Origin of the sequence: Gordonia sp. 852002-10350_SCH5691597, from assembly GCF_001665715.1 — a bacterium.
GTDB lineage: Bacteria > Actinomycetota > Actinomycetes > Mycobacteriales > Mycobacteriaceae > Gordonia > Gordonia sputi.
This window is the reverse complement of record NZ_LZMO01000117.1, coordinates 1-25,415: the sequence shown is the minus strand read 5'-3', so window position 1 is coordinate 25,415 and position 25,415 is coordinate 1. Positions and strand designations below refer to the sequence as shown.

The window sequence follows — 25,415 nt, the reverse complement described above, 5'->3', positions numbered from 1 at the left end:
GCCTCAGACGGTCAGAAGGGTGTCGGCTAGCGACTCGGACACTACGTCGATAGCGCCGGTCACGACAGCGAGGCGCTTCAGATTCGTCCAAAGCTGATGGCGAGTTTCCTGGTTCGAAGCCCGCCACAGGGTAGCAAGGCGTTTCTCCAATGCGGTCGTCTCACCGGGTGTCCGCGCACGTACCTGCCGTGCCGGGAAGTCGGTCTCGGGCAGCACTCGGTCACGAGGCATAGCCGTTAGCAGAGCGTCACTCATCGCGCTGTTCACCGAGAAGTAGGTCCCAAGTCTCATTGCCTCAGTCAACTCGCTAGACGTACCAAGAAACCAGTGGAGAATGACGCCGGGATGGGCGCGTTGCTTCACCAGGTCGAGGACTTCGCGTGTGCGCCCGGTGGAGTGGATGGAGATCATGACTGGCTTGCCGTCGCAAGCGTCGAGGACGTCACTGAGTATTTGCTCTTGCTCGTCGCGAGCGCCGCGACGGTCCAGACCGACCTCTCCCACAAGCGCAAACCGAGGAAGGAGCTGACGAAACACTTCTGGGTTGTACTCCGCACGCGCAGTCGCGACCGCTGGGTGGACGCCGATACCCCAGGTAAGACCGCGGTCGTCGCGGTTCATGACAAGTCGTGCCTCGGAGAGACTGCGGGTAACCGCGAAGACGTGAGAGTGACCGAGAGTGGCGAGTTGGCTGTGAGTCACGTCTGGTGCGACGTGGGCATGGCAGTCCAGAGTCGGGAGTCGGTCTTGGCGATTGCTCATGGGAGCTCCAACATCGCGAGCTCATCCAGTCCCCGCTGAACAAGGCCCTCAACGCGATCGAGATCGTAGTCGGGTGGCCAGGTTCCGGAGTCGATTGCGTCCGCGTCCGCTCCAGCCTCGATTGCATATCGGACGGCCTCGATATCGCCCCGTCGGGCGTCAATGAGTTCGGCGAGGTGGGTTCCGGATATCGCGTGACAGAGGTACTGAGTCTTGTCCGGAACCTCGGCCTTGATGAACGTTGCGCGGCGCACCATGCAAGGCACGCAGAGACCGCAGTTGAGATTGGGCGATCCTCCGAACCAGTTGCCGCCGAGCTTGCTACACGAGAGCGTGGCGGCTGCAGTCTCCTGCCAGCCGGACGGTGGGCGGAGGCCACGGATGCTCTGCATCATTTCGCCCTTCGTCATCCATTCGAACGGGTTCGTGACGGTGACGTCGATGTTCAGTGCGGTCAGAATCTCTGCGACGCGCCTGAACGTCTCGGGATGGGTGGAGCGGGTTGACAAGGCGCCGCCTCGATTGGGTCTCAGTGGCAGATTGATTCCTGTGTAGCCGTTCTCGGGGATAATCAAGCTCCGTGAACCAAGGCTGCTCGCGACAGCGACGCCCAGGCTCAGAAACATGAAGGCCCTGCTGCGACTGCTCGGCTCACGGCGCCTGATTGCTTGTGCGAGTTGGACTCGCGTGTAGGACGGTGCAGGAGCGAAAGACTGGCCCAGCCAGGTTCCGACAGTGGACTGCGCACCGCGGATCGACGTGGCGCTGTCCTTGTGCCCAACGAAGATCGTCTCGGCGCCCGACATCAGCAGTTGGATCGCACCGAGGAACGAGTCCAGCCCGCCGCTCAAGAGCGCAACCGAGCCGTTCTCGCCGACCTTCAGGGTCTCCTCGAAGTCGACCTCGGCTCCTCCGGCCACGGTTAGGTTCCAGGTGTCGCCGGTAAGCCAGCCTAGAAGCTCCGAGGTCGTGTCGAGGAGCTCCTCGGTCCACAGTTCTGGGGCCACGACCGTAACGTGGAGCGCGATGTCTCGGCTGAAGCGGGCTCCGCGCCTGGTGCTGCGATCGGCCATGTATGCGCCGGCGGCGATGTGGACAAGGTCCGCCACTGCGGGGGCAACGTCTTGCAGAGGTGCGAGGTTCCAAGCGAGGTCTGACACGACGGACTTCGTGTGGCCGGGCGCGGTTGGCCACTTGAGGGTGTCGTATCCCTGGAGCCGTGACTTCTTGTCGCCTTGAGCCCTAACGACATAGGCCCCGGATGCTGTCACGATCGCTCGCCTTTCAGGAGTCGCAGCACGTCGGCGCTCATCTGGCGTGCGACTTGGTGGAAGTCTCGCGTCGTGACGGTGCCGTAGCTGCCGAGGTCGAGCTTGTTGACCTTGGCTTTGACCCACTGTCGAAGTCCTGTTTCGCGCTGGTGCGCCTGCTTTGCCGTAACGGAGTTAGCGAGTATCTGGTCTCGTAGTTCTATCAAACCGAGTCGGACGGTCAGTTCACCTATGAAGTTGCGGATCGCCTCAAGCCCTGAGAGTTTGCTGGACTCGGGGCCGCTTGCGAGCAGGACTTTGATCTGTTCCAGAGACGCCTGGCGCATCGCTTGCTCATCTGGGTGCCCGGCCTGCCCGATCGCGACATCGAGAATCCGCGCGCACCGCATTCGCGGTGACAGCGCGTCCAACTCCTCCAACGTCAGTCCGTAGCCAGCGAGCGTTGCGGAGTCGCGATCTCGGTACGCCGTTGCGGCACCGATAGCGCTGCCGCCCCGAGCTGCCTGTGCCGTGACCCGGCGCCCACCACCCGATGAGCCGCCACCTCCTGAAGCACCCCCGCCGCCTGACGAGCCCCCGCCGCCTCCTCGGCCACCACCGCGACGCGGCAGGGTATCCGACAGTGCGAACGACGGGACAGAGGGACGGCGCGCATCGGGGTCCTCGCCAATCAGAGCTCCAGCGATTGCAGAGAGGAGTGCGTCGTAAGCCGGGTCGCCATCGATTCCCGGGGCGTCATTACTCGGTGCATCAGTGGACTGGCCCCCCAATGAGGTCCATTCGTCACGTACCTGATCCCAAGCGGCGGCGCCACTCCCGCCAAACGCTCCGTTAGTGCCCATTGGTGCTCTCTATCTCCATCTTGGCCGCTTGTGCCACCATGTCGTCTATGCCGTCTTCGGTGGCAAGTCGTTGGAGGATCGGCTGGTACTGAGCTTTCAGTGTGGCGCCGTTCATGTTGACTACCGTTCCCGTGGTCAGCCGACGGAGTAGTTCGCCGGCGGCCTCGATGACGAGTTCGACGAGGCTGGGTGTCTTGTCGGCCCACTGGATTGTCATCTCGAACAAGACGTCGAGGTCGTCGAGTCGTCGGCCTTGCCTGAGGCTCAGCTCCATCGCTGCTCGCTGTTCGGCTTCACCGAGCGCAGTCAGCTCGACGAGTGCTGCTTCGCGAGCTGCGGTACCCGTGCCAAGGAGGTCCGTGACGAGACGGATCACTGTGTCACTTGTGTCCTCGCCAGCGCGGACGTTTAGGAGCGATGCGGCGAGGTCCAGGTAGAGGCTTAGGTCAAGCTCCGCGAGCGATGGTTCGCTCGCCGCCCAGTGGTGGGTGTCTTCGCCGATTTTGTCTGGGCGGGTCACACCGTCTTCACCGTGCGCCCACCCTTCCCATGCGGTAAGTAGCGCAGTCCTCTCAGGTCTCGGAGTTGCGGCCAACGTCTCGAAGGAGGATCGGTGGAGGTCCTCCAGTAGCAACATCTTCATGAGAACTGCGGGAGCGATGGAGACCTTCCGGGAGTGAGCCACCATCGACCGCACCCCGAAGGCGTTGAGGAAGCGCTTGATTTGACGAGGGTTGGCCAATCGGTCGGCGGACAGCCCTTCGGCCAACTGGGCAGCCAAGCTCAGGCTCTCCTCGCTCGGCTTCGGGCTTAGCTTGCCAAGGTCTCCCAGCAGCGGCGATAGACCCAGTTGACGGCGACTGGAACAGTGGTTTGCGAGTGCTTCGATCTCGTCTGGGGTTGCTCCCTCGGTTTGAGTGAGCAGCAGGCCGATGTATGCCTCGGCGTCGGCTGTTGCCAACCTCGGTAGGGTCACTGGAAGTTGAACGATCTTCTCTAGATAGCGGGTGGCAAAAGCCCCGCTGCGGTTGGTCTCGCCGAGGCTGACCGCGATGGAGTCCCGGACCATCTCTTGGTCGGCAGCCACGACGAACACCATCTTGGGCACAGCGAGGAACAGCTTGATTCCTTCGAGTGTTGCCATGACGGCAGGAGGCAGGCAACGGTCCAGATCGTCAACCATCACGACTACTCGATCAACGTCTGGTAGCCCGCCTATGAGCTTGCCGAAGGAGTCCTTGAATCCGCTCATGGACTTGTCATCCGAGCGTGCCTTCGGGGTGAACGCGTCAATCAACTCGTCCGGTTTCCACTGCATGGTGAGGGCGCCCTTGCCAAGCGCGAGCCCAACGCGGGTCCAGCTGATGCGCTTCAGGAGGTCCGCGACGCGATCCTTCACGGTGCTATCCGCTTGGAATGCGGCCCCAAGTTGGTCGAGCACTTCGGCAATCAGTGAGCCGCGTACGTCATCGTGGTTGTCGTACTGCCAAGGGTCCGTTCGTATGACGACGTACCGCCCCGCGGCTTCCAAGCGACTCTCTAGAAGATTGAGCACCGTGGACTTGCCGCCGCCCCAGGGGCTGTGAACGCCGATCGCGAGCGGATCGACGTTGGCCGTACCGATCGCCTTCACGATTGGGTCGACGACAGCGTCAAATCCGAGGAAGTCGTCGAGGCTAGGGTTGTCGTCCCAGAGCCGCAGTGTCGCGGAGTCAGTCATGGCGTTGGCTCCTCGCTGGTCAGCCGCTTCACGGCGTCGAGTTGACGATGGACATAGGAGAAGAGGGAGAAGGCGTCGTAGAAGTCAGCGAGCTCTTCGTCAATCAGGATTCTGTTGGAGTGCGCTCGCGGGTTTCGAAAGTGCCCGTGGATGCCTACCAGCAGGTTCTTAAATCCTCGGTGCGCACTGATCTCGGATTCCGATCCGTGACCATTGATCGACCAGATGGGTCGTTCGCGATTGGTGCCGAACACCCCGTCGTAGAGCGTTGCGCCGTCGCCGGCGAGCCCTGTTATCGCCCGGACCCTGGCCGGGATGCTCTTCGACGCCTCAGACATCGCGTGGAACAGCGAGCGATTGACAAGTTCCTCATCGCAATAGCGGAGCAGTTCGGAGTGACAGCCGCGACGCTTCAGCTCGGTCTGAAGACGCCCCGCGAGCGCTGCCCCTTCCTCGATTGTGGATGCCTTCTTCCCCGTCACGAGCTTGCCGGTCTCGTTGATCGAATAGCCATAGAACACGAGGAACTCATTGAGCCGATCGCGCAGATCGTTGAACCGGTTCGGCTGAGTCACGTACCTGCCTGGACTCATGGCCCTGGCGATGAAGGCACCGACAACGTTGCCTGCCTGCTGTCGGGCCTGAACATTGTGCAGAGTGACGTACAGACTCTCGCGCTTGTTCGCGCCAGTCTCCCGCTGATCGACTCGAACCATGCGAAGAAGGGAGTCGATCTCTGAACCTGTGAGGCCAGGAAAGTCCGTCTGCGCGAGCACATCACACACGCCCTTGACCATCTCCGTGGGGAACGGCGGTATCTTCTTGGGTCTCTGAGTGGTGGTCGTCACCGAGCGTCCCTGTTCTCAGGCGACCGACCAGAGTGCTGCGCCTAGTGAGTAGTTGTCATGACGCCTCAATGGTCCCACGCTCCTCCAGGTCGGCGGAGGCGACGCACCGACACCGAGCAAGCTCGTCGACCTTCGACGGTCGGGTCTCGATGGCGAGGTCAGAGACTCCTAGGTGCATCGCGCTGCACTGAAGTGGCGGAGGCGATCATGCTCTCCGCGCCCCCAACTTGTCTGCGCATTCCTTCGTAGGCGGATCGCGCTCGCGCGGCGTCGATCTTCTGGGCGGCCGACTCGGGCGGAGCACCGAGAGGTGCGTCGTCGGTGATGCGGTAGCGGTCTCGGTAGGCGGCGACCGCGCGGGCGGCCTTGCGCCAGGTGGCGGCTCGTCGCCGGTCGTTCGGCTGCGCTCCAAGAGCGTCCGTCCACGGCGCGTTCTCGGCGAGCGCAGCTTCGAGCGCGGCATCGGCGCGCGCCTCGATCAGCTCCTCTCGCTCGTCGAGCGCCGCGTACATCTCGGGGTCGATGACTCCGTGCGCCTGTGGGATGAGGCCGGCGATGAGTCGCGGTGGCTTGCGAGTCCTGCCCGAGCCTGCGGGCCGGGCGGTCGCCCGTTCGACCCGGTAGTGGAGTACGGCGGCGATGTCGTCGGCGTCCTCGAACCCGCGCGCTGCGACGAGGCGTGGCAGCAGTACGTCGACGTTGTGATGGTTGGCCTCGGCGCGTCGGAGTTCGGCCGTGAGCGGGCCGAACGCTTCGGACTCGATGGCGTTCTCGGCCTGTTCGTCGGTGAGTCCGGAGCCGCGGATGAGGGTTGCCCAGCGGTCGTGTTGGGCTGCGGCGGCGATGGTCTCGTACTCGGCGGCGAGCTGGGCGATCGAGCCCCACTGTTCCTGTTCGGCCACGATGGTCTCGTGCGCCGAGAGTTCGGCTCCGCTGTGCCGTAGAACGCCGTAGAGCACGCTTCGCGCGGTGGCATGCGGGTCGTCACCAGGGTGCGGCTGGGCATGGTCGTCTGCGCGGTCGAGAGTCACGTAAGCGTGGTTCGAGCGCCGTCCTCGGGTCATCGCGACGTAGAAGGTCTCTCTCGTCGAGGTCGGTTCGACCAACACGTGTGCGGTGTCGGTCGTGACGCCTTGCGCTCGGTAGGCGGTGACTGCGTAGCCGAGATCGACAAGCTCGGCCACGTACGAGGCTGGGAGGACGATGCTGCCGCCGAACCTGCTCCTTCGCTTCCGAGCCCTGCTGGTGCCGTCGTCGCGAACAACGGTGCCGGTTCCGTAGTCGCGTGCGATGGTGATGGTCCCGTCGTCGCCGACGGCGGTGATGGTCCAGATGTCGCCGTTGCGCACCCAGTCCCGCCCGGCCAGGGTGCGCAGTTCGCGCTTGTTCTGTCGCGTGATGATGGTGTCGCCGACGCCTGCGGCGGTGCCGTCGCGCAGCTCGACTTCGCGGTCGGGGTTCAGCGTCTTGTTGAGGATCAGGTCGGCGCGGGCGCGACGGTTCAGCGTGGTCACGTCTTCGTGGGTTTCGGCGATCAGCACCGAGACGAGTCCGGCGTCGCGGTCGGCGCGCCAGGCGTTGTAGGCGGCGTCGGTCATGGCCTCGGAGTCGCCGTCGGTGATGCGCTCGTGGGCGAGGTAGGTGTCGATAGCCGCCGTGCGTCCGTGACGTAGCTCGAGTGAGGCGGTCTTCTCCCAGGTATGGGTGAAGCGGTGGACGTCGACCAGTTCGGGGGTGTCGGCCCGGTCTCTGGCGATCATTGCGAAAGCGCCGCCGGCGTCCACGGATTGCAGTTGGGCGTAGTCGCCGACCAGCAGCACCTTCGCGCCCGCTTCCTGGGCGAGGTGGGTGATGCGGTCCAGTGACAGGGTGCCGGCGAGGGAGGCTTCGTCGATGACGACGAGCTGACCCGCCTCGAAGGTGGTGCCGTGGAGGAGGTGGTTCTGCCACCACTTCGCCGTGTTCTCAGTCTCGATCCCGAGATCGTCGGCGAGGACCTGGGCGGCAACCGCTGACGGGGCCAGGCCGACGACCGAGCCGGGGCCGTGCTCGGCTTCCCAAGCGCGACGGAGCGCATTCATGGCGGTGGTCTTGCCCGCCCCGGCGGGACCGACAAGCACGTCGAGCACCCGTCCCGACACCGCGATGCGGGCCAAGGCGTCGGCTTGGTCGTCGCCGAGCATCAGGCCGTCCGCGTCGGGTCTGGCGGTGATCTTCTCGACCGTGGCAAGCGGCACCGTCGGCCCGGCCAGGTTGGCAGCTCGTTCGAGGAGTCTGTCCTCGGCAGCAAGCTGGGACTCGGAGGTGAACACGGTAGAGCTCTTCGGACGGAACACTGAGGTGCCGTCAGGCCGACGGAACACGACCGGCGAGGCCGCGAGTTCGGGCGGGGTCAACCGAAGCGAGACGAGCTCGGCGGCGTCGGTGACCATCGCGACGATGGCTTCCCGATCCTGCATGGTGGCGAATCGCCAACCCATTGTCTGCCGGGATGCCTCGGCCATGAGATTCCACCGTCGCCAGGTCGAGCGCTTCTCGCCGACCACCTCGACGACTGAACGCCCAATCTCGCCGATCACGTCGAGCGGCACGTCGTCGGCGCGCAGCAGGAGCGGTTTGTCGTTGTCGGTCATCTCGCGTGCCCACGTCGTCGCGTCCCGATCGAGGGTCTTGGACGCGCGATCCCGCCACTCAGCGGTCAGGTCAGCCAAGGATCGGACCTGCTTCTCAGGCCTCGTAGCCAGCGTGGCCTGGGCTCGCAGTTTGAGGATCGTCGCGTTCGATGGTTGGTGTCCGTGCTGGGCAACGTACTCGGCGATGAGCCGGTTCTTCTCGGCGTCGATGTGGCGAGCGCGGGTGGAGAACTCCGCGACCAGTTCCTCCGGCACGCCGGTGATAGCCCACGCTGGGTTCCGGTCCCGCCCCATCTCGCGGGCCTCCCACGAGACGCCGAAGGTGCGCGTCATGTGGTCGGCGAACGCAGCTTCGTGCAGTTCGGAGAGCGCGACGACGGCGGCGTGCATCGGTCTGCCGTCGAGCGATCGCCATTTCCCATCGAGGACGGTCTTGGCCTTGTTGCTGATGACGACGTGCGTGTGGAGGTGGGGGTCGCCGGCGCGGGAGTCGAAGTGATCGAAGGCGGTTGCGATGAGCCCGGTGACATCGACCTGTGCAACCGCGCCGTCACCGGCGGTTGCACCCGTGCGTGTGGCTGCAACCTCGCGCTCCATGAACGCAACCACCTCCGCAACCGCTCGATGATGCGCCTCCGCGATCAGCGCTTGGACCCCGGCGTCGGCAACCGCCCACAACACGCTCGCGGACTTCGGGATCGAGAAGGTGAAGTCGAAACCCGCCACCGCACGGCGTGTGCTGCGGGCAGTCTCCTCGGCAACGATCTGCGCGACAGCCTCACCCTTGGCCCCAGGTGTCATCGTCGACTCAAGGCCTGCGATCCGTGCCTCGATCCGCTCGTTCTGGCTCTTGTACGTCGCGAAGCCCAAGCCGAGTTTGTCGCCGGTGATTGGATCACAGCCCGTGCCCATCAGGAGCTGGAGCTGGTCTCCTGATACTCGGTCGCCCACCTGAATCTCGCCCTTGCCGAGGGCCGCTACACCCGCGCCAAGCCAGCGACCAGGCGGGGTGCCCTCCTCCATGTAGTAACGAGTGAGCGGCGTCGAGAGCGGCCGGTTGCCGTCGGCGGCCACGACCGTCTTGAGCAGGTACTTGTAGCCATCACCCGCCGACATCACGCGCATCGAAACCGTCATGCTCACCTCCGCTCCTGCCGGGCAGGTGAGCATCCGCACCCGGTGACTTCTACGGCGGTAATGCCCGGATCAACCTCGACCTGCAAGACGCGTGTGACCTCCGAGTGCGGTTGGAGCGAAGGCCGGAGGTAGAGGACCTCGGGCGGCAGGCGCGTGTGGGTGTCGTGCACCTGACAGGTGACCAGCTCGACATCAGCTTCGTGACGAGGCGATGCCGGGAACGACCGTCACCGGAGCGCACTTCATGCACGACCTCGACGCCAGCGGCGACTCAGAACTCAGGATCGGGTCGCTGTTCAGCGGCTACGGCGGCCTCGATCTCGCCGTCGAGCACGTCTTCAACGCCAAGACCGTGTGGTTCTCAGAACTCAACGAGCCCGTCGCCCGCGTCTTCTCCCACCACTGGCCCGGCGCGCCGAACCTCGGCGACATCACGACCATCGACTGGAGCCGGGTCGAGCCCGTGGACATCCTCATCGGCGGGTTCCCCTGCCAAGACGTGTCCACCGTCGGCAAGCGCGCCGGCCTCGCGCCAGGAACACGCTCGGGGCTCTGGGCACACATGGCCGTGGCCATCGACGCGCTCCAGCCCGAATGGGTCGTCATCGAGAACGTCCGCGGGCTGCTGTCCTCACCCGCGATACGGCCACCCTCAGAAGGAGACGACCATGACCGACGCAACCCGGACGATGCAACCCCGACGGCGCAACCCTTCGCGGCATGGAACCCGACCCGTGGCATCTGGGAGACAACGCAGCTCGACCTCTACGGGCTCTCGGCGCCGTTCTCGGCGATCTGGCCGACCTGCGGCTGGATGCACGATGGATCGGCCTACCGGCTTCCCTTGTCGGAGCTCCTCACCAACGCTTCCGCATCTTCGCCCTCGCCCGGCGCACTGTTCCGCACCCCGCTGGCGACGGACTCATCGCGCGGCGGAGAGACTCTCGACCAGGTGCGAGCGAGACGAGGGACGATCGCGCTGTCGCACCAGATCATCGACTTCGCGCTCCACGGACCGGCTGGCTCACCGAGCAGGAGAGCCGAGTCGGAGACGCTGTGGTCCCTGATCGACGGACTGTTCAGCGCTGGGGAAGCTACGCCGACGCCATCGCCCGGTGGGAACACATCACCGGACGCCCCGCGCCAGCGCCAGCCCTCCTGACCGACGCGGACGGCCCCCGCCCAGCACCCGCGTTCGTGGAGTGGCTCATGAGTCTGCCGACTGGATGGGTTACCGATACTGACCAGCTGACGCAGAATCAACAGATCACCGCGCTCGGCAACGGAGTGCTTCCGCTGCACGCTGTCGCTGCTCTGCGGACGCTGAAACTCTCGGGACGGTCGGGCGATCTCTAGTCGTCGTGCGATGCGGCGGGCAGCAGCGCGGATAGTTCGGGGGTGCCGTAGGTGAGGAAGACCAGGTCAGCGTCGTCGCTCTCATCCCATGTAGCACGGTCGAACGTCACCGGCAGCGGGGCGAGCGGCGACGGGTCGAAGTATTCCTCGATGTCGTGCACGCCATCGTCTTTTCGGAAGGACAGAGCTGAGAGTGCTTCCGCCGGAGGCTTGAGCCAATACACCCGAGGACGGGAAGGGTCGGGCTCGAAGGCATCACTGGTTAGGCCGTTCGCGGTGAGTACACGTTCCAGGTCTCGCAGAGATGTACCGCCCTCCAGCGTTGGCGGCTGCTTGATCCGACCGTCACCGCCGGGTTCGCCCATGTCGTCGTTGCCGACAGGCTCACTCTTGATGTCCTCGACCTGCTGGCGAATCTGTCCGACTTCGGAGTCAATCTCGGTGGTCGTTGCGTGGCCAGTCAGTGCCAGACGCTCGATAGCCTTCTCAATATTGGCGAGCACTGGGGCTGCGTCGCCCACGATGTCGGTGAAGTCGCCATAGTCCTCGGCGATGCCCTTGTACACCTGCTCCTCAACGGTGTCAGCGTAGAAATAGTTGCTGATGCGGATGTCCTTGTACGACGCGCCGATGCGATCGACGCGCCCGATTCGCTGCTCGACACGCATGAGGTTCCAGGGCATGTCGTAGTTGATGAGTCGCCCGGACGTTTGCAGGTTCAGACCTTCACTCATGGAGTCTGTACCGATGAGGACTTCAAGCTCGCCACTGCGGAACCTGGTCTTGATCTCCGACTTCGTAACCTCGGTCCAGCTTCCAGACTCGACGTTGTAGACCTCCCCACCTCGGCCCGAGTAGCAGCCGAGGCGGCGGTACCCCGCTGTGAGAAGCCGCTCGCGGACGTAGTCCATCGTGTCGGCGTACTGGGTGAAGACGACGACAGAGGAGTACGTGTTCAGAGCCTCGGTCACGTCGGCAACAAGTTTGCTCGCTTTGCTGTCTTCGCCCGTGATGCTATCGAGGTCTTGGAGGAACGACTTGAGCTCTGCGATTTCGTCACGGAGGCGGTCGGCTCTCGTGTCGAAGGCCTCTGGCTCGAACAGCGAACCTTCGACATCTACGTTGTCGTCGTCGGTGAGCAGCTCGGCGAGGTTCTTGCCGTTCTCCAACACACTCAGGCGACGGCGAAGAGACCGTTTGATCGCTTCGAACGAGGAGGTCAGTCGGCGGCGATAGACGGTCATGATGAACCCGAGCGCCTGATTTCCAGCCTCGGCCATGTAAGCGTTGTAGTGGCGGCGGATGTACCCCTCGATCCGCTCGTACAGGCGTCGCTCGTTCGGTTGTAGCGGGATGAACTCGTCCTTGACGTGGCGATACGGGATCACCACGTCGTCAGGGATGATCCCGGCTGCCTGGTAGTCGCGCATGGTCTTTCGGGTGTTGCGGAAGACACGATCCCGCATCGGAGTGTGGCGACGGAGCCACTTGTCCATCCACTCGGAGGTCTCGTTCGGGAACTTGGCCTTCAGGTCCGCACTCGGCGGGTTCCCGGCTAGAGCCGTGACCACGTACGCGCCCGTCCAGCCGAGTGCGTCGTCGATCTCCTGTTCGAGGTCAGCGTCCCGCTCGGCCTGTGGGTCGGCGAAGTAGTCCTCCAGCATCGCGCACAACAGGTCCCAGTGCCGGTGCATCGGGTCGATTGCCAGCAGCTTGAAGTACCGAATGAAGTCCTCGGCGCTGACGCCCCACCGACCCTTGAGCCCGAGCAGGGAGATCAAGTCCCAGGCTTCATGTGGGTTCATCTGCATCGGTGTTGCCGTGGCGAGGTACAGCGCCCGCCACATCTCCTTGTCGCGCATCTCTTGAAGTAGCGCCAGCAATGAGTTCGGAGTGTCGGTCGGCTTGGAGCCGCGGCGACGGGCGTGATGCGCCTCGTCAACCAGGACAACATCCCACGGACCCGCGTCGAGTATCTGCCGCCGGCGGTCGCGACGCCGAGCAAGGTGCGACGAAGCGAGCACGATGGGAAACGCGGACCACGGATTCGCGTTCGGATCGACCGGGATCGGCGCATCGTAACGATCTACGAACACACCCTTGTCGAAGCGGGCAACATCGAGGTTCATCTTCTCGTGGAGTTCCTCTTGCCACTGCTTCATCACGGAGGCGGGGACAAGCAGCAGCGCCTTCTTCGCCCGGCCTGACGTGAAGAGTTCGCGGAGGACCATGCCCGCTTCCACGGTCTTGCCGAGACCAACCTCGTCCGCGAGCAGGTAGCCGCGCGGGTAGGTGCTCACGACACGGCTGATGAGCTCCGCTTGGTGCGGGAGAGGCCGCGCCCATGCCGATCCGACGCCCGTCCAGGGTGATTCGGTTGGTGCATCGCGCAGTGCGACGAGCTCGTCCCATGCTGCCTCGACATCGAACTCCTCGGTGTCGTCTTCGGACGAGGTCGGAGCATCCAAAGGCGGCAACACAACGCCGGGTGGAAGCGGCGGGGCCTCGGGAGCGTGCTCGATGAGGTGCTTCCGCACGGCCGACGGCAGGTCTATGACTGCCCAACCTGCATCAGCGTTGTCGGTCCAGTGCTTCTCGAAGTCGAGCACCTTGTGGACACCCAGGTAGTCCCAGATCGGCACATTCCAGGATGGGTAGGCGTCGAACGTCTCATGGTTCCTCGCCCAGGCCGTCACCGACGAGTTGTTCGATCCGTTGAAGGCGACTCGATTCCCGTACCGATCCGCGAATATGCCGTACTTGGTGTGGAAGTATCGTCCCGACTGTAGGTGCGTCAGCAGCTCACCGTCTTCTCCCCTCGGGACACCGACACGAATCTCAAGCCTGTCCGTGGCGACCATCCACGCAAGCACGCTCAGATGCTCGCTCTGCACGATCCGCGTCCCGGCAAGGTCCGGATCAGCGAGCAGCCTCGCCGCCACTACGTCGTCGAGCGGCTTGCCCTCGATGACGGCGTCCACGTCTCGCTGCGCGAGTTGCGCACCGACGATGAGGCGCATCTTCCCACCGTTCGCGAGGAAATGGGCGGTGCCCTGTGCCGCGTACTGAAGCTCGGACGCTGACCAGTAGCCCACGGCTCTGTCGTAGGTCACCGCCCGAGACAGCAACGGCAAATAGAACGTCTCGAACGGGTGGTCGTCCGGCGAGTAGGTTGCTCCCAGATCAACAAATTGGAACGAATCCGGCGACGAGATAGAGTCGCCCGAGAACAGCTCAGGACTCCCCGGTCCGCCATGTGGCGCCGGCAATCCAGGTGGTAGAGCGTCGCTGTCGTCCGGGGTCATGTCACTCCACGTCGAACAGCGTGTTCTCGTTGGGGTCTGCCAGAGCGGCCATCTCCTCTGCCTCCGGCAACACGACATCCTCGAAGTACAGGGTGCAGAGCGTGTCGATGAGCCCGGCCTCACGCACAACCCAGGCGCCCTTCACCTTGGTCCGCGGGATCGCATTCGCCAGACCTTGCAGCGTGGAAACGAATCCACTGTCGCTTGTGTATCCATGACGATCAAGGAAGCGCTTGGCGGCCTGTTGACCGTCTACCTCAGCAATGTAGAGCGCAGTGTCAACAGCGTCGATGATGTACTCGAAAGAGGATGCTTCGGGCGTTACCCCGGGAAGGCCCGAGTCAGCACCGCGGCGCAACCGTTCCTTCGGCGTTAGCAGTGTGACTTTCCCGGACGACTTCGACACGATCTTTGCACGCTCCAGGTCGTCCACATCTAGGCCCCCCACGGCAAGGGCAAGCAGTCTGGCCGTATCAAACGGGAACTCCCGCGCGCCGAACGTGTCCCACGCCAACAGGACGAAGTCAGTGAGGCCATCGACCTTCGCCGCCTTTCCAACAAGGCGGGATCGGCGAAGGTCTACGATCTCCTCACGAGCCAAGGCGAGAGCGTCTTCAGGACGGAGCAGTTGGTCGCGTCCATCTGCGTCCGGAGTGGACGAGTAGACAGGCCAGTTCTGCGAGATGACAGACAGCGTTGGTCCGTATGTTGAGAGCAGTAGGTCCACGCCGTCGATACCGTCATGCTGGAACCTCGTTGCTGCATCACGTGCTGCGAGACGAATATCCTGCTCGATGTCATCCAGGTACGTTCGGTGTTCTGTCTCCCGATCCTCCCGCTTGCGACACACGAGCATGATCGTCGATGCCGCCGAGTTCATGTTCGCTTGATGGAGTGAGGTCTCGGCCTCCGTGTTCACGGGCCACGAGGTCTCGATGGTGAAGCCGGCCTGCAGCAAGCCCATGCCGAGGGTGTCCCACGCCTCGGCTCGTTTGTGAGTGAACATCACCGAGAGGACTCCGTCGTCTGCCAACACTCGTCGGGACTCGGCGAAGATAGAAGTCATTTTCGACTCATAGTCAAGATCGGCGAGTTCGTTCTTGCGTCGTCCCATCGCCGCGAAACGAGCTGGGTTCGCCACCGCCTCGTTGTCCTTGTCGGTGAGTTCATCCCGGAAGTAGTCAGGAACGAGACGCCCCAGCGTGCGCTTCTCCCAGACGTAGAAAAAGTCGGCGAGTTCTGCATACATCACGTTGTTGTAGTAGGGCGGGTCCATGCAGATATGCGTCACCGAGCCGTCATCCAGTGGGAGGCTTGCCGCGCTACCTTGAGTAACCGTGACCTGACGCTCAAGTCGGTCGTTCATGCCGAGCTCTGCCGATCCGGTCTCGTCGAGCAGGCGGGCGATCCCACCGTAGGCATCTGTTAGTTGGTCGAGGCACCACGAGTAGAGGGCGGTTGCGCCTTCGAACTCGGCGAATGTCCACTTGAACGCGAAGTCATGCCTCTCGAAGACGCTTCGCATCACTTGCTTTGAGACGTGCCATGAGCCAAGTCTCGAATTGTAATTGAGGGCCTTGCCCTGCATCAGAGCCAACTCGAAAAGCACCTGGTCAGCAGCCTCGCCGAGAGCCTCGCGCACTTCGGGCACGAGGCGCGCGAACTCCTCACCAAACGTGCCATGTACGAGCGCTTGGCGAGGAGTGAAGAAATCTACCCAACGATCGAGACCGTAGTGTTTGGGGCGCAGATCGTTCCCTTCAGGAAACTCCTCGGTGGGCAGGATTCCGGCATCAAACCACTCGTCTTTCAGTGCGTCGAAAGTGCGATTCGCAGCTTGCAGTGCTTGAAGGTCTGCCTCATTCGGCGCCCGGAAGGTACGCTCACCAGATGGCTTTCGGACTGCCACGGCGTAGAGCAGTTGGCTCATATCGCCGCTCTGAGCGGCCGCCTTGATGTAATCACCATCGATAACCAGGTTGTCGTATGGAGAGACCGCCTTGCCTCGCGCCATTGTCCCGGTGCTGGCGTCGGCTTTGTCCACCTCGCGTCCCAGAATGACCTCGAAGCGTGGCTCCCTGAGTTCGATCCCCTCAACGGAGGTGACCATCCGGACCGCGGCCTCTTTCCCCGGTGCCTTGCGTAGCCACTTATCTGTCAGCAGTGGCACAAGCCGACCCGTGCGCGGGCAAGGGACAGCGTTCGCCCAGATGTAGGCGATGACGCTTTCCCCTTCGTTGAGCGGGAAGAACTCCTTGAGTCGCTTCTCCACTCGCTTGACGAGCACGTCGCCCCACTTCCTGATGTCAGGGAGCAGGTCGAGGCCGCGGGTTGCAGGTATCTCGACGCCTGCCTTCAGCACGCTGGCCGCGACTCCGTTGAGGTCGTTCGCGACGACAGGTAGCCCAAGTCGGCTCGCAGCCCAAGGAATTGATCCTCCACCGGCGGTCGGGTCAGCAATGGTCGGAAGCTCGCCCCAGGTGCGACGAAGAACGGTGTGGAGCAGGTCGATGTCTGAGCGCGACACTGCGTTTCGGAACGCCTGACGGTAGCCGTAACCGTTGCCCTGCAACTTCACGCCAGCAGCGTTGGCGGCATCGATCATGCGTCTTCCCTTGACGGGGTCACCCAGGATGCCGACGAGGCGAAGTAGCCATGCCCTGTAGGCCGATTCAGTGCGAACTTCCGGCGCGTCTGGGAACGATTCGGCCAACTCTTCGGTCCATGCCGGCATGACGCCCGCGAGTGCGACAGCAGCGGAGGCGACAAGTGGTCGACGGGCCCACCAGATGTGAAGGAACGAGAGCGGTGGTAGGGCTGAGGCCGCTCCGCGCTCTCGCCGTGACTCGATTCCGAGTTCTGCGACGGGTAGCCAGTCCTCGATGAGGACCCGTGGTCTTGAAGTGGTCACGTCGTGTCCTTAGTCGGCGAGGAGTGTTCGGAGTGCCTTGCGGGCGCGGTTGCCATCGAGTCCCATGCATTTGGAGTACCAGTAGTAGGTTTCCTCGACGCTCATGGCGTTGATTCCGGCGACGAGGGCCCGGACCCGTTCATGCTTGGCAATGGGCTGCGTCGTGAACAGCACCAGCGCAAGGCGGACTCCCTCGGCTTCGCCCAGGCGAATCGGTGCCTTCCGTTTGAAAGCCAGCACGCTCGGCTGGTGGCCTGCCTTACGGATCGCGACGAACAGCGCATCAACCACGCGTCCAGCTTGAACGGGTGTGGCTGTGCTGACCGGTGCCGTGATTGAGCTGCCGTTCTCGCCGTAGCTTTCTTCAAGCGTCACGCCGAAGGCTTCGCCTCGACCCGGCATTACCACGAGTCGGAACCCTCGGACGCCTTCGACCAGTGAGAGATGGGATGCGGGGCGGAACCGCTTGACCGCACTCACTTGGTCACCTCGGCCGTCATCGTGGTGCTCTTCATACCGAGGTTCTTGACGACCGTGTGAATCTGGCCGAACTGAGCGTCGGTGATGTCCAGAGCGGGGGCGAAACGGAAGACGAGGGTGACCTCCCCCGCTACCTTGTTCGCTCCGCCAATGGCCTTCTTCACATGGTTGTAGGCGGACTGGAAGTCTTGACGGTCTGCGGTGCCCTGGAACTGGACTCCGCCGTTGACTCCCTTGAACTCGGCGCGGATCGTCGCACGAACGGTGATGTGCTGCTTTTGCAGCATGCCGAGCGCTGCCACGGCGAGGTCGATGTCGCTGGTGCCTGAGGCCTCGTCGGCGGTGACCTTCAAGGTCATCGTGCTTACCGTCGGGACCGTGAAGTCCGAAATCTGATCGAGGAGGCTCTGCATTGCTGCACCGCCTGGGCCGGCTGCATTGAAGGTCTTCGAGTTCGGTGTGCGGGTCGGCACCTCGATCTCTTGCGCGTCGGCTGCTTCTCTGCTGAGGATGCGCAGGCCGTCGAGTCCCTTGTCCTTGATCGCGGATGGCGACAGCGCACGGACGCCCGGTGCGGGCTCTGCATCGAGGACAACGAACCACTTGTAGTCGCTGGCTTGTACCGCGGTGGCGAGCAGCTCCAAGACGTCGGTCTTGGTGGGCTCACCGCCGCACTGTGCTTCGAGGCGGGAGCGTATCTCGGCTCCGGTGAGGTCATCGTTGGTGATGACGGCACGCAAGTCGGTCTGGGTCGGCTTGCGAACGAGCAGGCCTCGTGACTGTGCTTCGGAAGCAGTCATCACCTCGGCGTCAGGCTTCATCTCGGGCGAGAACCCGGCCATCGTGCTTGCTGTGTAGGTCTTCCCCGTGCCCGCGTCGTAGTAGACCCAGTTCTCGTTCTTCACCCCATTGACGATCGCTTCACGAATCAGGTTTGGGTTGCGGACGATCTGGATCGTGTGGTCTGTCCAGAAGTAGTCGGCGATCGAGCGTGTGGTGGCGGAGCTTGTAGCGTGCCAGGTCTTCGACCGGAGGTACGAGGCGGTGAACGGACTGCTCCGAATCTTGTCCTCGTCTTCGAGCAAGCTCAATACCGCTGAGGTCGCATTCTTTGTGTCCCCTTGTGCCTGGGCCGGGAGCTCACGGTGGCGGAGGTACCCGGTCGCCTTGTCCCCAGAGGGAAAGTAGATGTGCTTGTAGCAGCGGGTTACCGCGATACGGGCGTTGAGCGTGGCTTCCTTGTTGTAGACCTCCACCTTCTTGCGAACTTCGTCGCTGAACTGTGCGAGTCGAGCGGCGTCGCTGGCGAGGTTGTTGGATGCGATCAAAGCTCGTGCTCGATCTTTCAGCACTTCGATTTGCTCTTCGTCGGGGACTGCGAACACCACGGCGTTGCGGTAAGTCCGCGGGCTGCCGACGGAGCCGACCTTGTCCAGCATCTCAACGACTGCGGAAGGTGGCTGCTCTGCGCCCTTCTGCGTGACGGCCACGACGTTGTAGTCAAGCACGACCACTCTCAGGCCTGCCTCGTCGTGGACCTCGGCAGGGCCCGACGGGAAGTGCACGGCTTTGGCGCCACCATCGTTAGCGAACGCGTTGCGGATGAGTGTGTCGACCATCGCCGCGACGGCGGTATTGGCGACGTTGCGCTTCTCGGTCTCGATGATGGCGTTGACGTTCGGTTCGATGTTGAAGCGCCATCGCCCACCATCGAAAGACAGATGCCAGAAGACCTTCTCGGATTCCGTGAGTGCCTTCTCGAAGATGGCGGTGTCTTCGCCTGGGCGGAGCGTGCCGACGATCCAGTCGTTGCGGCCGGCTCCTGCGGTCGCCACCATTTCAAGCGAATGTGTGAACACCGTGCGTGCGACGCGGGTGGTGTAGGCAGGTTTGCCGGGGAAGATATCAGTGTCCACTGCGGCGGAGTGCGACTGTTTGCCTGCGAAGTCTCCCTCGGCCACAGATGCGTACTCGGACCGTCCGAGACCATCGGTGAGATGGTTCAGCACCGGGTCGTTGTCGTAGTCGATGTCACCAACGTTGATGATCGCGGTGTCATCGTTCGTCGCGTAGATGTGTGCCACGACCTCAGCCAGCAACTTCAACGCGCCTCTTGCTCGCTGGAACTGTGTGATATTGCCCAGGCGCTTGTCCAGGACACGGACGAGCTCGGGGTGGAACGGGTACGTCTTGGTGACCAGCTCGCCGTAGGTCGCAGGGTGTTCGGCGCCGCCCGCCAACTGCTCGGTCTTGCCGAGTGTCTCGTACAGGTCTCGGTAGGCGTCACCAGCAGCAGTCGCCGCAGTCTGATCGACCGAGGCAAAGATGCGTTTCTTGAGGATTTCGCCGATTTCGTTGTCGTCGGCAGGGCGGATCACTGCGGACGGTTGCACGGCGCGGGTCAGTACGTCCCCGGTCTCTTCCGCTGCCTTAACGGAGGCGGCGTTCGCCGCGTCGGCCCGTTCTTTCTCGTCGCCGGTGAGGTCGCTGATCTCGGTGGTCTCTGCACCGAAGGCGTTGGTGGTGGCCGCCAGGGTGATGATGACTGAGACCCGATTGGTCGGGTCAGACGCGACCTCGAACAGGTTCCCCAGGAACACCGGGATTGCGCGGGCCATGCGACGCACGTCCTCGCTGCCCGAGGAGGACACCGCTCGCAGGTACTTGGCGATCTCGTCCACGATGACGATCGTTGGCCTGCCGCCGAACGCCGCCTTGATGGTGCCTGTTCCCGGCGCAGTGCGCTCGGCGTCATTGGCAGCCATCACGGAGAAGGCGTTGTCACCGATCTGTGCCGCCATCTCGCCCCACAGCGTGTAGGTGCGGTGGCCATCGGTGTCGACCCCGGCGGTGGGGTCGAGAGCGTCGCCGACGAGCGCGGCAACCTGAACAGCACCATCCGGAAGCAGGCTTGGGTCGATGAACTCTGCGATGTTAGCGGGTCGCGCCCCGCCGGCCAGGTGGTAGACCGCTGTGAGGCCGTGGGTCTTGCCGCCACCAAAGGAGGTGGTGGGCCGCAAGACTCCGTTCTCTCCTGCCGCGCCCTTCGCCCCAGTAATACGACCGAAGGTCTTGGTGAGAAGGGTCTTCAACCCGGAGGTCGGGTAGGTCTGAGCGAAGAATGCCTCGGCGTCCCCGTACACCGGGTAGTGCTCGGCGTCACGTACAACCTTGTCGAGCTGTGCTGCGAAGTGGTTGTCGGCGAGACCGCCCTGTAGCACGTCTTCTCGTGGCACACAGGCAGTGCGCAGCGGGATCAAACTCAAGTCGCTCATATGTCTTCCTTCTCAAACCAGCTGCAAGCGGTCGAGCTCGCACGATTCGCTACCTCGCGCGTCACTTGTCTCCCTCCGATGCAGCGTGGCCGTTTCGCACCCAGTCATCCACTTCGCTGGCCTGGAACTTCCAGAGGCGCCCGACCTTGTGCGCGGGCATGGCCTTCTCGGCGATCCAGGTGTACACAGTGTCTTTGGTGATCCCAAGGTGGGCGGCGATGTCGTCGGCAGACAGCCACGGCTCAGCCACGTTGGTCCTCCCTCGCTCCTTGGCCAGACAGGCCAGCAGTCGCAAGCCTACCGGAGGGGTGCCGTTTGAGTTGGGTTTTTGCGGGCGTGGTGGGTCAAGGCGGGTCGCGCCGGGCCGAGAGCCACGTGGTCACTATCTTCTGCCATCGGTCGGGGTCGGTGTTCCAGCAGAGTGTGTGGTCGGCATCGAAGGTCTCCAGTTCGACGAGGCCCGGGCGGGCGTCTCGAAGTGCTTGTGAGAGTCGGATGGGCACGGAGTCGTCTCGGGTGCCGTGGAGGATCAGCGTCGGCGTGGTGAGGTCTGCGGTTCGCGCGGTCCAGTCGAACGAGCGAAGTGCGATGCGGCCCGGCAACCCGACGGTACGCGCCAGTGGGGCGATGGTGAGCCACTGGATCGCGAGGTGTCCGGCTGCTGCGGGCAGTCCGCTGCGGACGCAGTTGGCCTTGATGACTTCGGTCCAGTTGAGGACTGGTGAGTCGAGGACGAGCGCGGCGATCAGCCATTCGTGTCGCGGATGGGCAGCGAGTTGGAGGGCGATGGCGGCTCCCATTGACCAGCCGAAGAGCACGATTCGTTGGGCTCCTCGTCGGACGGCGTATCCGATGGCCTCGTCAACGTCCGCGGTCTCGGTGTGGCCGAGGGTTGATCGGCCGGTGCCAACGCGTGGCCCTTCTACTGTGTTGCGGTAGCTGACGACGAGGGAGGTGTAGCCGAGTTCGGACGCGGCGAGGACGCCGCGGAATGTGCCGGCGTGGGTGCTGCCGAGGCCGTGGATGTGGATCGCCCAGGTCGAAGGGTCGCCGTCGATGCGCCAGGCCGGGCACGATCCTGCCGGGGTGGTGATGGTGATGTCGCGGGCGTGGAGTCCGGCGTCGGCTGGGGTTGCGAAGTAGATGCCGCTCCATGAGGCACGGTCGCCGTCCTTCGGTCTGAGGCCAGGTGCAGTGCCTGTGATCCTGCGGGCGACGCGGGTGGGTCCGCGATCGATGACCTCGGTGGAGAGTTGCGCCCAGCCGCCGTGCTCGAACCAGAGGTTGTAGATGCCGTGCGCGGTGGTCTGCTCGGTTCGGTCGAGCACGATGAGGTCGCCGTTGTCGCCGTGTTCGACCCTGCGGATGGTGAGGTCGAACGTGCGTGGGCCGACGGGTGCGGTGAGCCGCCGCGCGATGCTCCACCCGAGCCCGCCGGCTGCTGCTGCCGCGATCCCGCTGCCGAGGGCGATGCGCCCGATCACGATTCACGCTCCTCGACATTCGGGACGGGCAAGGCCGTCGCGACGGTGGTGTCGTTTCCGACGAGGTGACTCTCGGCTCGTTCGAGTAGGTCGCGGTCGTCGGTGCTGATGTCGAAGGTGATGCGGGGGTCGATCATCGCGTCGCGGATTTCGACGATCTCTCGGTGGAGGTGCCCTTCGGGGTCTTCGCTGTTGGCGGCGAGGGGGTCGGCCTGGCTCAGCCCGGGCCGTGCATGTGTCGCTCGGAGCCAGAGCGGCTCCAACTGCGCCGTGAAGGAGATCGTGTGCCGACGCCGGGCGCGGTTCTGGGCGCGGCGAACGGCGGGCTGGACCGCGAATCCGGCGCAGAGGAACACGAAGGTGAGGACGGAAAGCGGATCATAGGCGGCCTGGATGGCGTGCATGAGGTGGAGGTGGCCGGTTGCGTGGGCGATGTCCAGGACGATCACGGCAAGGCAGAGCGCGACGCCAAACGCTGATCCCAGACTCAACAGTGCGGCGGGCAGGCGCTGAATGCCGGCGCTGTCGCGATACTGCCGTGTGGCGAGGACGAGCATCGTCGCGATGACAAGTGCCCCGTAGCTGAAGTTGATGATCGAGTAGACCGCTGCTGCGGGTTGCGCGCCGAGATCACTCATGAATCGTGTCGTGGTGGTGCCGCGATGGATGAACAGGAATGCTGCCGTGATCGCGAGTAGCGCGACGAGCAGGACGGGCGCGCTGACGGCGGCGCGGACGAGCCTGGGCCGGTACTTGCCGGACTTCATGACGCCGCGTCCGAGGAAGAACAGCCCAGTCATTAGCAGGGCGTCCGCGATCAGCGTCGCGATGTTCGTGCCGCCGAGGAGCGGATCGACGACCGTGTAGATTCCATCGACGTTCAAGGTCATCGCGATGGCGATGGTGAAGGCGGCGCGGGTGATACTTCTGTCGGTGCGTTTGCGGCGGAAGATAAGCAGGCTCGCCACGAGCGCCCACATGAGCGTAGCGACGAGCATCTGGATCATCCGAATATCTCCGAGAAGGCCGACTCTGCGAACACTGATCCTCGGATGCCGGCGGCGAGCTTGTCGGCGAGGGACTCGGCTGCGATCTCAGTTTCGCTGTCAAGGTCTTGCCGCCGGAGCAGGCGTCCACGGGTGTACGGCGGGATATTGGGCAGCAGCGCCTCGTCGACGGTGCAGTCATCGCCTTCGCAATGGCCGAGGATCATGTGCGCGAACTCGTGCAAGACGAACTGTTGGCGGTGGAGTGTCGAGTCGGTGCGGGCGTGGAGCACGAGGTCGTCGGTCTCGGTTGCCAGCCAGAGCGCGCAGAGGCCGTCGTGCGTGTCGAGGTCGGCGAGCTCGATGACGCGGAGCCTGCGGTGCCGCTGGTCCTGGACAGAGCGGAGGAGCTCGTCGAAGGTGAAGGTATTGCCGAGCTGAAGGCTCGCCACGGCCGCCGATACGGCCTGTTCTATGTTCACGGTTCGCCCCTCTCAGTGGGGAGCAGCGACCGGTATCGGCTTCGCCTTGCGCGACACCTGTCAGTGCTCAGGCGTTGGTGTCATTTCCTCATCCAGGAACTTGGTGATGGCGTGGAGTGCTTTCGGCGAGATGTCGCCGAGGGTGCGCGCTGCGTAGGACTTCACCTTCGCGGCACGCATGGAGCGAACCAGGTCGAGCTGTGCTGAGACCTTCTCGGGAGTGGCGGCACCGTCCTCGCCGAGCAGGAACGCAGCGTCCACGTCGAAGAACGCGGCGAGACCCTCGAAGACGGCGGGGTCTTGGACGTAGCGGTGGCCGTTGATCATGTACGTCCAGCGCGACCGCGACAGGTTGGTGCCTCGTTCGTGGAGGTAGTCGGCGATCTGCGAGTAGGTCGGTTCCGTGCCGGACTCGGCGACGGCGACGTCCATCAGGAGCCGCAGACGTTTGGCGAGGTCTTCGGCCGCAGCCTGGCTCTCGTCTTCGGTCATGACGGTGACCCCCTTCCCTTCGCGATGGGCAAGGCATCGATGTAGTCCACCCGGAGGGTGGTTGTGCATGCTCAACCGTACTCGTTGAGCATGCACAAATCAAGGCTTGCGCATGCTCAACGGTCGATGTTAGAACAGGACTCCGGGACACTTTGAGCATGCTCAATGCTCGGTTCCGGTCTCGGCTCGGGCTGCCTCGAGGGGGTGAACGATGTCCAGCTCACGGTTCGGGCGCGGGTGTTCGCGCCTACCTGTCAGGTGTACCGCCGCGCGCAACCTTGGCGCGGCCCGCCGAAGAGGAGACCGGAGCATGGCATCGAACGAGGACGCCCGCGCGGCGCGAGAGGCGAAGCTCGACGAGCTGCACGAGAAGCTGACTGGCGCGGTCGAGTCGCTGGTCTCGGGTGATGACTGGCGGCAAGCGCTCGCCTTCGCGGCACGGTTCCGGTCGCGGTCGTTCAACAACACAATGCTGATCTGGGTGCAGCACGAGGCCGCGTTCGAGGCAGGCCGGGTGCCTGAACCCTTCCCGACTCTGGTTGCCGGGTACCGGCAGTGGCAAGGGCTTGGGCGGCAGGTGATGAAGGGTCAGCCGGGCTACATGATCTTCGCGCCGGTGACGGGCCGGTTCGCGTCCTCCCATCCTGCCGATCCGAACTCCTGGCGTCGCCTGGGGCCGCGCGAGAAGCAGAAGGTCAACGAGGTGGTGCGCTCGCGGATGGTCGGAGTGCGGCCGGCCTACGTGTGGGATGCCTCACAGACCGACGGCGAGCCACTGCCGATGCCGCCGACGCCGACGCTGCTCGAAGGCGAAGCACCTTCGGGGCTGTGGGAGGGGCTGGCCGGGCAGATTCGCGGCGCGGGGTTCGAGGTGCTGCGGGTGCCGCACGAGGGGATGATCTCCGGCGCGAACGGCATGACCGATTACGAGGCGCGCACGGTCGCGGTGCGGGAGAACATGGACCCTGCTGCGCAGGTCAAGACGCTCGCGCACGAGCTGGCGCATGTGCTGATGCACGATCCCGACGATGAGGAGGCGCGGCAGCATCGCGGCATCCGCGAGGTCGAAGCCGAGTCCGTCGCGCTGATGATCGGTGCGGCGCACGGCACGGACACTGCCGGGTACACGATCCCGTACGTCTCGACCTGGGCCGCCCGCGTGGACGGCCAAGAGCCCGTCCAGGTGGTGCAGGCCACCGGCGAACGGGTGCGGAAGACCGCACTGGCGATCCTCGACCAGCTCGACACGCTCCAGGTCGGCGACGGCACACCACGCGGACGATCCGCCTCCACCGCAGACGCAGCGGTGCGGGAGGTGCGCGGACTGGGGGTGTCGCGGTCGAGGCCGGGCGGGGCTCCGTCGCCGACCTGGAGCGTGTCGAGCTGGTCGAGGATCGCCAGTGCGGTCTTCCGCACCCGTTCGCCGGTGGC

At 64.1% G+C, this 25,415-nt stretch carries 18 protein-coding genes; 3 read left to right on the top strand and 15 right to left on the bottom strand.

Annotation, left to right across the window (positions count from 1 at the left end):
- Positions 1-3: 3 nt before the first annotated feature.
- The 6 genes from A5777_RS09030 to mobF form a co-directional block, all read right to left on the bottom strand.
- A complete protein-coding gene (locus A5777_RS09030) occupies positions 4-762 on the bottom strand; it encodes a TatD family hydrolase (RefSeq protein WP_064862411.1) in 759 nt (252 codons plus the stop codon).
- A complete protein-coding gene (locus A5777_RS09025; protein WP_064862410.1) occupies positions 759-2,033 on the bottom strand; it encodes a hypothetical protein in 1,275 nt (424 codons plus the stop codon). Before A5777_RS09025 ends, A5777_RS09030 begins: the two co-directional genes overlap by 4 nt.
- Complete coding sequence (locus A5777_RS09020) at positions 2,030-2,359, bottom strand: hypothetical protein (RefSeq protein WP_156529325.1); 330 nt, start codon at positions 2,357-2,359, stop codon at positions 2,030-2,032. Before A5777_RS09020 ends, A5777_RS09025 begins: the two co-directional genes overlap by 4 nt.
- 505 nt (positions 2,360-2,864) lie before the next feature.
- Positions 2,865-4,595 carry a KAP family P-loop NTPase fold protein gene (locus A5777_RS09015; protein WP_064862408.1) on the bottom strand — a complete coding sequence of 577 codons (1,731 nt, stop codon included), beginning with the start codon at positions 4,593-4,595 and terminating at the stop codon, positions 2,865-2,867.
- Entirely contained in the window at positions 4,592-5,443 is an 852-nt protein-coding gene (locus A5777_RS09010) for a TIGR02391 family protein (RefSeq protein WP_231895001.1), read from the bottom strand. The genes A5777_RS09015 and A5777_RS09010 overlap by 4 nt, the downstream gene beginning before the upstream one ends.
- Positions 5,444-5,601: 158 nt before the next feature.
- Positions 5,602-9,213 carry a MobF family relaxase gene (gene mobF / locus A5777_RS09005; protein WP_064862415.1) on the bottom strand — a complete coding sequence of 1,204 codons (3,612 nt, stop codon included), beginning with the start codon at positions 9,211-9,213 and terminating at the stop codon, positions 5,602-5,604.
- 211 nt (positions 9,214-9,424) lie between these two features.
- On the opposite strand from mobF, the gene A5777_RS09000 reads away from it, so the two are divergent.
- Positions 9,425-10,375, top strand: coding sequence for a DNA cytosine methyltransferase (locus A5777_RS09000; RefSeq protein ID WP_231895000.1), 951 nt, complete (start codon positions 9,425-9,427; stop codon positions 10,373-10,375).
- Between the two features lie 47 nt (positions 10,376-10,422).
- Positions 10,423-10,569, top strand: a complete 147-nt coding sequence (locus A5777_RS25355) for a hypothetical protein (protein WP_231894999.1) — start codon at positions 10,423-10,425, stop codon at positions 10,567-10,569.
- Here the strand turns inward: A5777_RS25355 and A5777_RS08995 are convergent.
- From A5777_RS08995 to A5777_RS08955, 9 genes are all read right to left on the bottom strand, one after another.
- Positions 10,566-13,682 (bottom strand): DEAD/DEAH box helicase, encoded by a 3,117-nt coding sequence (locus A5777_RS08995; RefSeq protein ID WP_197502327.1) that lies wholly within the window; start codon positions 13,680-13,682, stop codon positions 10,566-10,568. The genes A5777_RS25355 and A5777_RS08995 overlap by 4 nt on opposite strands.
- A 193-nt stretch (positions 13,683-13,875) precedes the next feature.
- On the bottom strand, positions 13,876-16,785 hold the full coding sequence (locus tag A5777_RS08990; protein ID WP_064862405.1) for a DUF1156 domain-containing protein: 2,910 nt from the start codon (positions 16,783-16,785) through the stop codon (positions 13,876-13,878).
- Between the two features lie 9 nt (positions 16,786-16,794).
- Entirely contained in the window at positions 16,795-17,265 is a 471-nt protein-coding gene (locus tag A5777_RS08985) for a DUF7680 family protein (protein ID WP_156529324.1), read from the bottom strand.
- On the bottom strand, positions 17,262-20,540 hold the full coding sequence (locus tag A5777_RS08980) for an ATP-binding protein (protein ID WP_064862403.1): 3,279 nt from the start codon (positions 20,538-20,540) through the stop codon (positions 17,262-17,264). Before A5777_RS08980 ends, A5777_RS08985 begins: the two co-directional genes overlap by 4 nt.
- Before the next feature lie 61 nt (positions 20,541-20,601).
- Positions 20,602-20,790 carry a helix-turn-helix domain-containing protein gene (locus tag A5777_RS08975; protein ID WP_064862402.1) on the bottom strand — a complete coding sequence of 63 codons (189 nt, stop codon included), beginning with the start codon at positions 20,788-20,790 and terminating at the stop codon, positions 20,602-20,604.
- Positions 20,791-20,884: 94 nt separating this feature from the next.
- The gene (locus A5777_RS08970) at positions 20,885-22,024 is read right to left on the bottom strand and encodes an alpha/beta hydrolase family protein (RefSeq protein WP_064862401.1); all 1,140 of its coding nucleotides are present in this window, start codon (positions 22,022-22,024) and stop codon (positions 20,885-20,887) included.
- The gene (locus tag A5777_RS08965) at positions 22,021-23,022 is read right to left on the bottom strand and encodes an MAB_1171c family putative transporter (protein ID WP_331710584.1); all 1,002 of its coding nucleotides are present in this window, start codon (positions 23,020-23,022) and stop codon (positions 22,021-22,023) included. Before A5777_RS08965 ends, A5777_RS08970 begins: the two co-directional genes overlap by 4 nt.
- 5 nt (positions 23,023-23,027) lie before the next feature.
- Complete coding sequence (locus tag A5777_RS08960; protein ID WP_064862399.1) at positions 23,028-23,492, bottom strand: hypothetical protein; 465 nt, start codon at positions 23,490-23,492, stop codon at positions 23,028-23,030.
- Between the two features lie 60 nt (positions 23,493-23,552).
- Positions 23,553-23,984: a hypothetical protein gene (locus A5777_RS08955; protein WP_064862398.1), complete on the bottom strand. Its 432-nt coding sequence runs from the start codon at positions 23,982-23,984 to the stop codon at positions 23,553-23,555.
- 310 nt (positions 23,985-24,294) lie between these two features.
- On the opposite strand from A5777_RS08955, the gene A5777_RS08950 reads away from it, so the two are divergent.
- A partial coding sequence (locus A5777_RS08950) for an ImmA/IrrE family metallo-endopeptidase (protein WP_231894997.1) occupies positions 24,295-25,415 on the top strand: 1,121 nt, incomplete at its 3' end.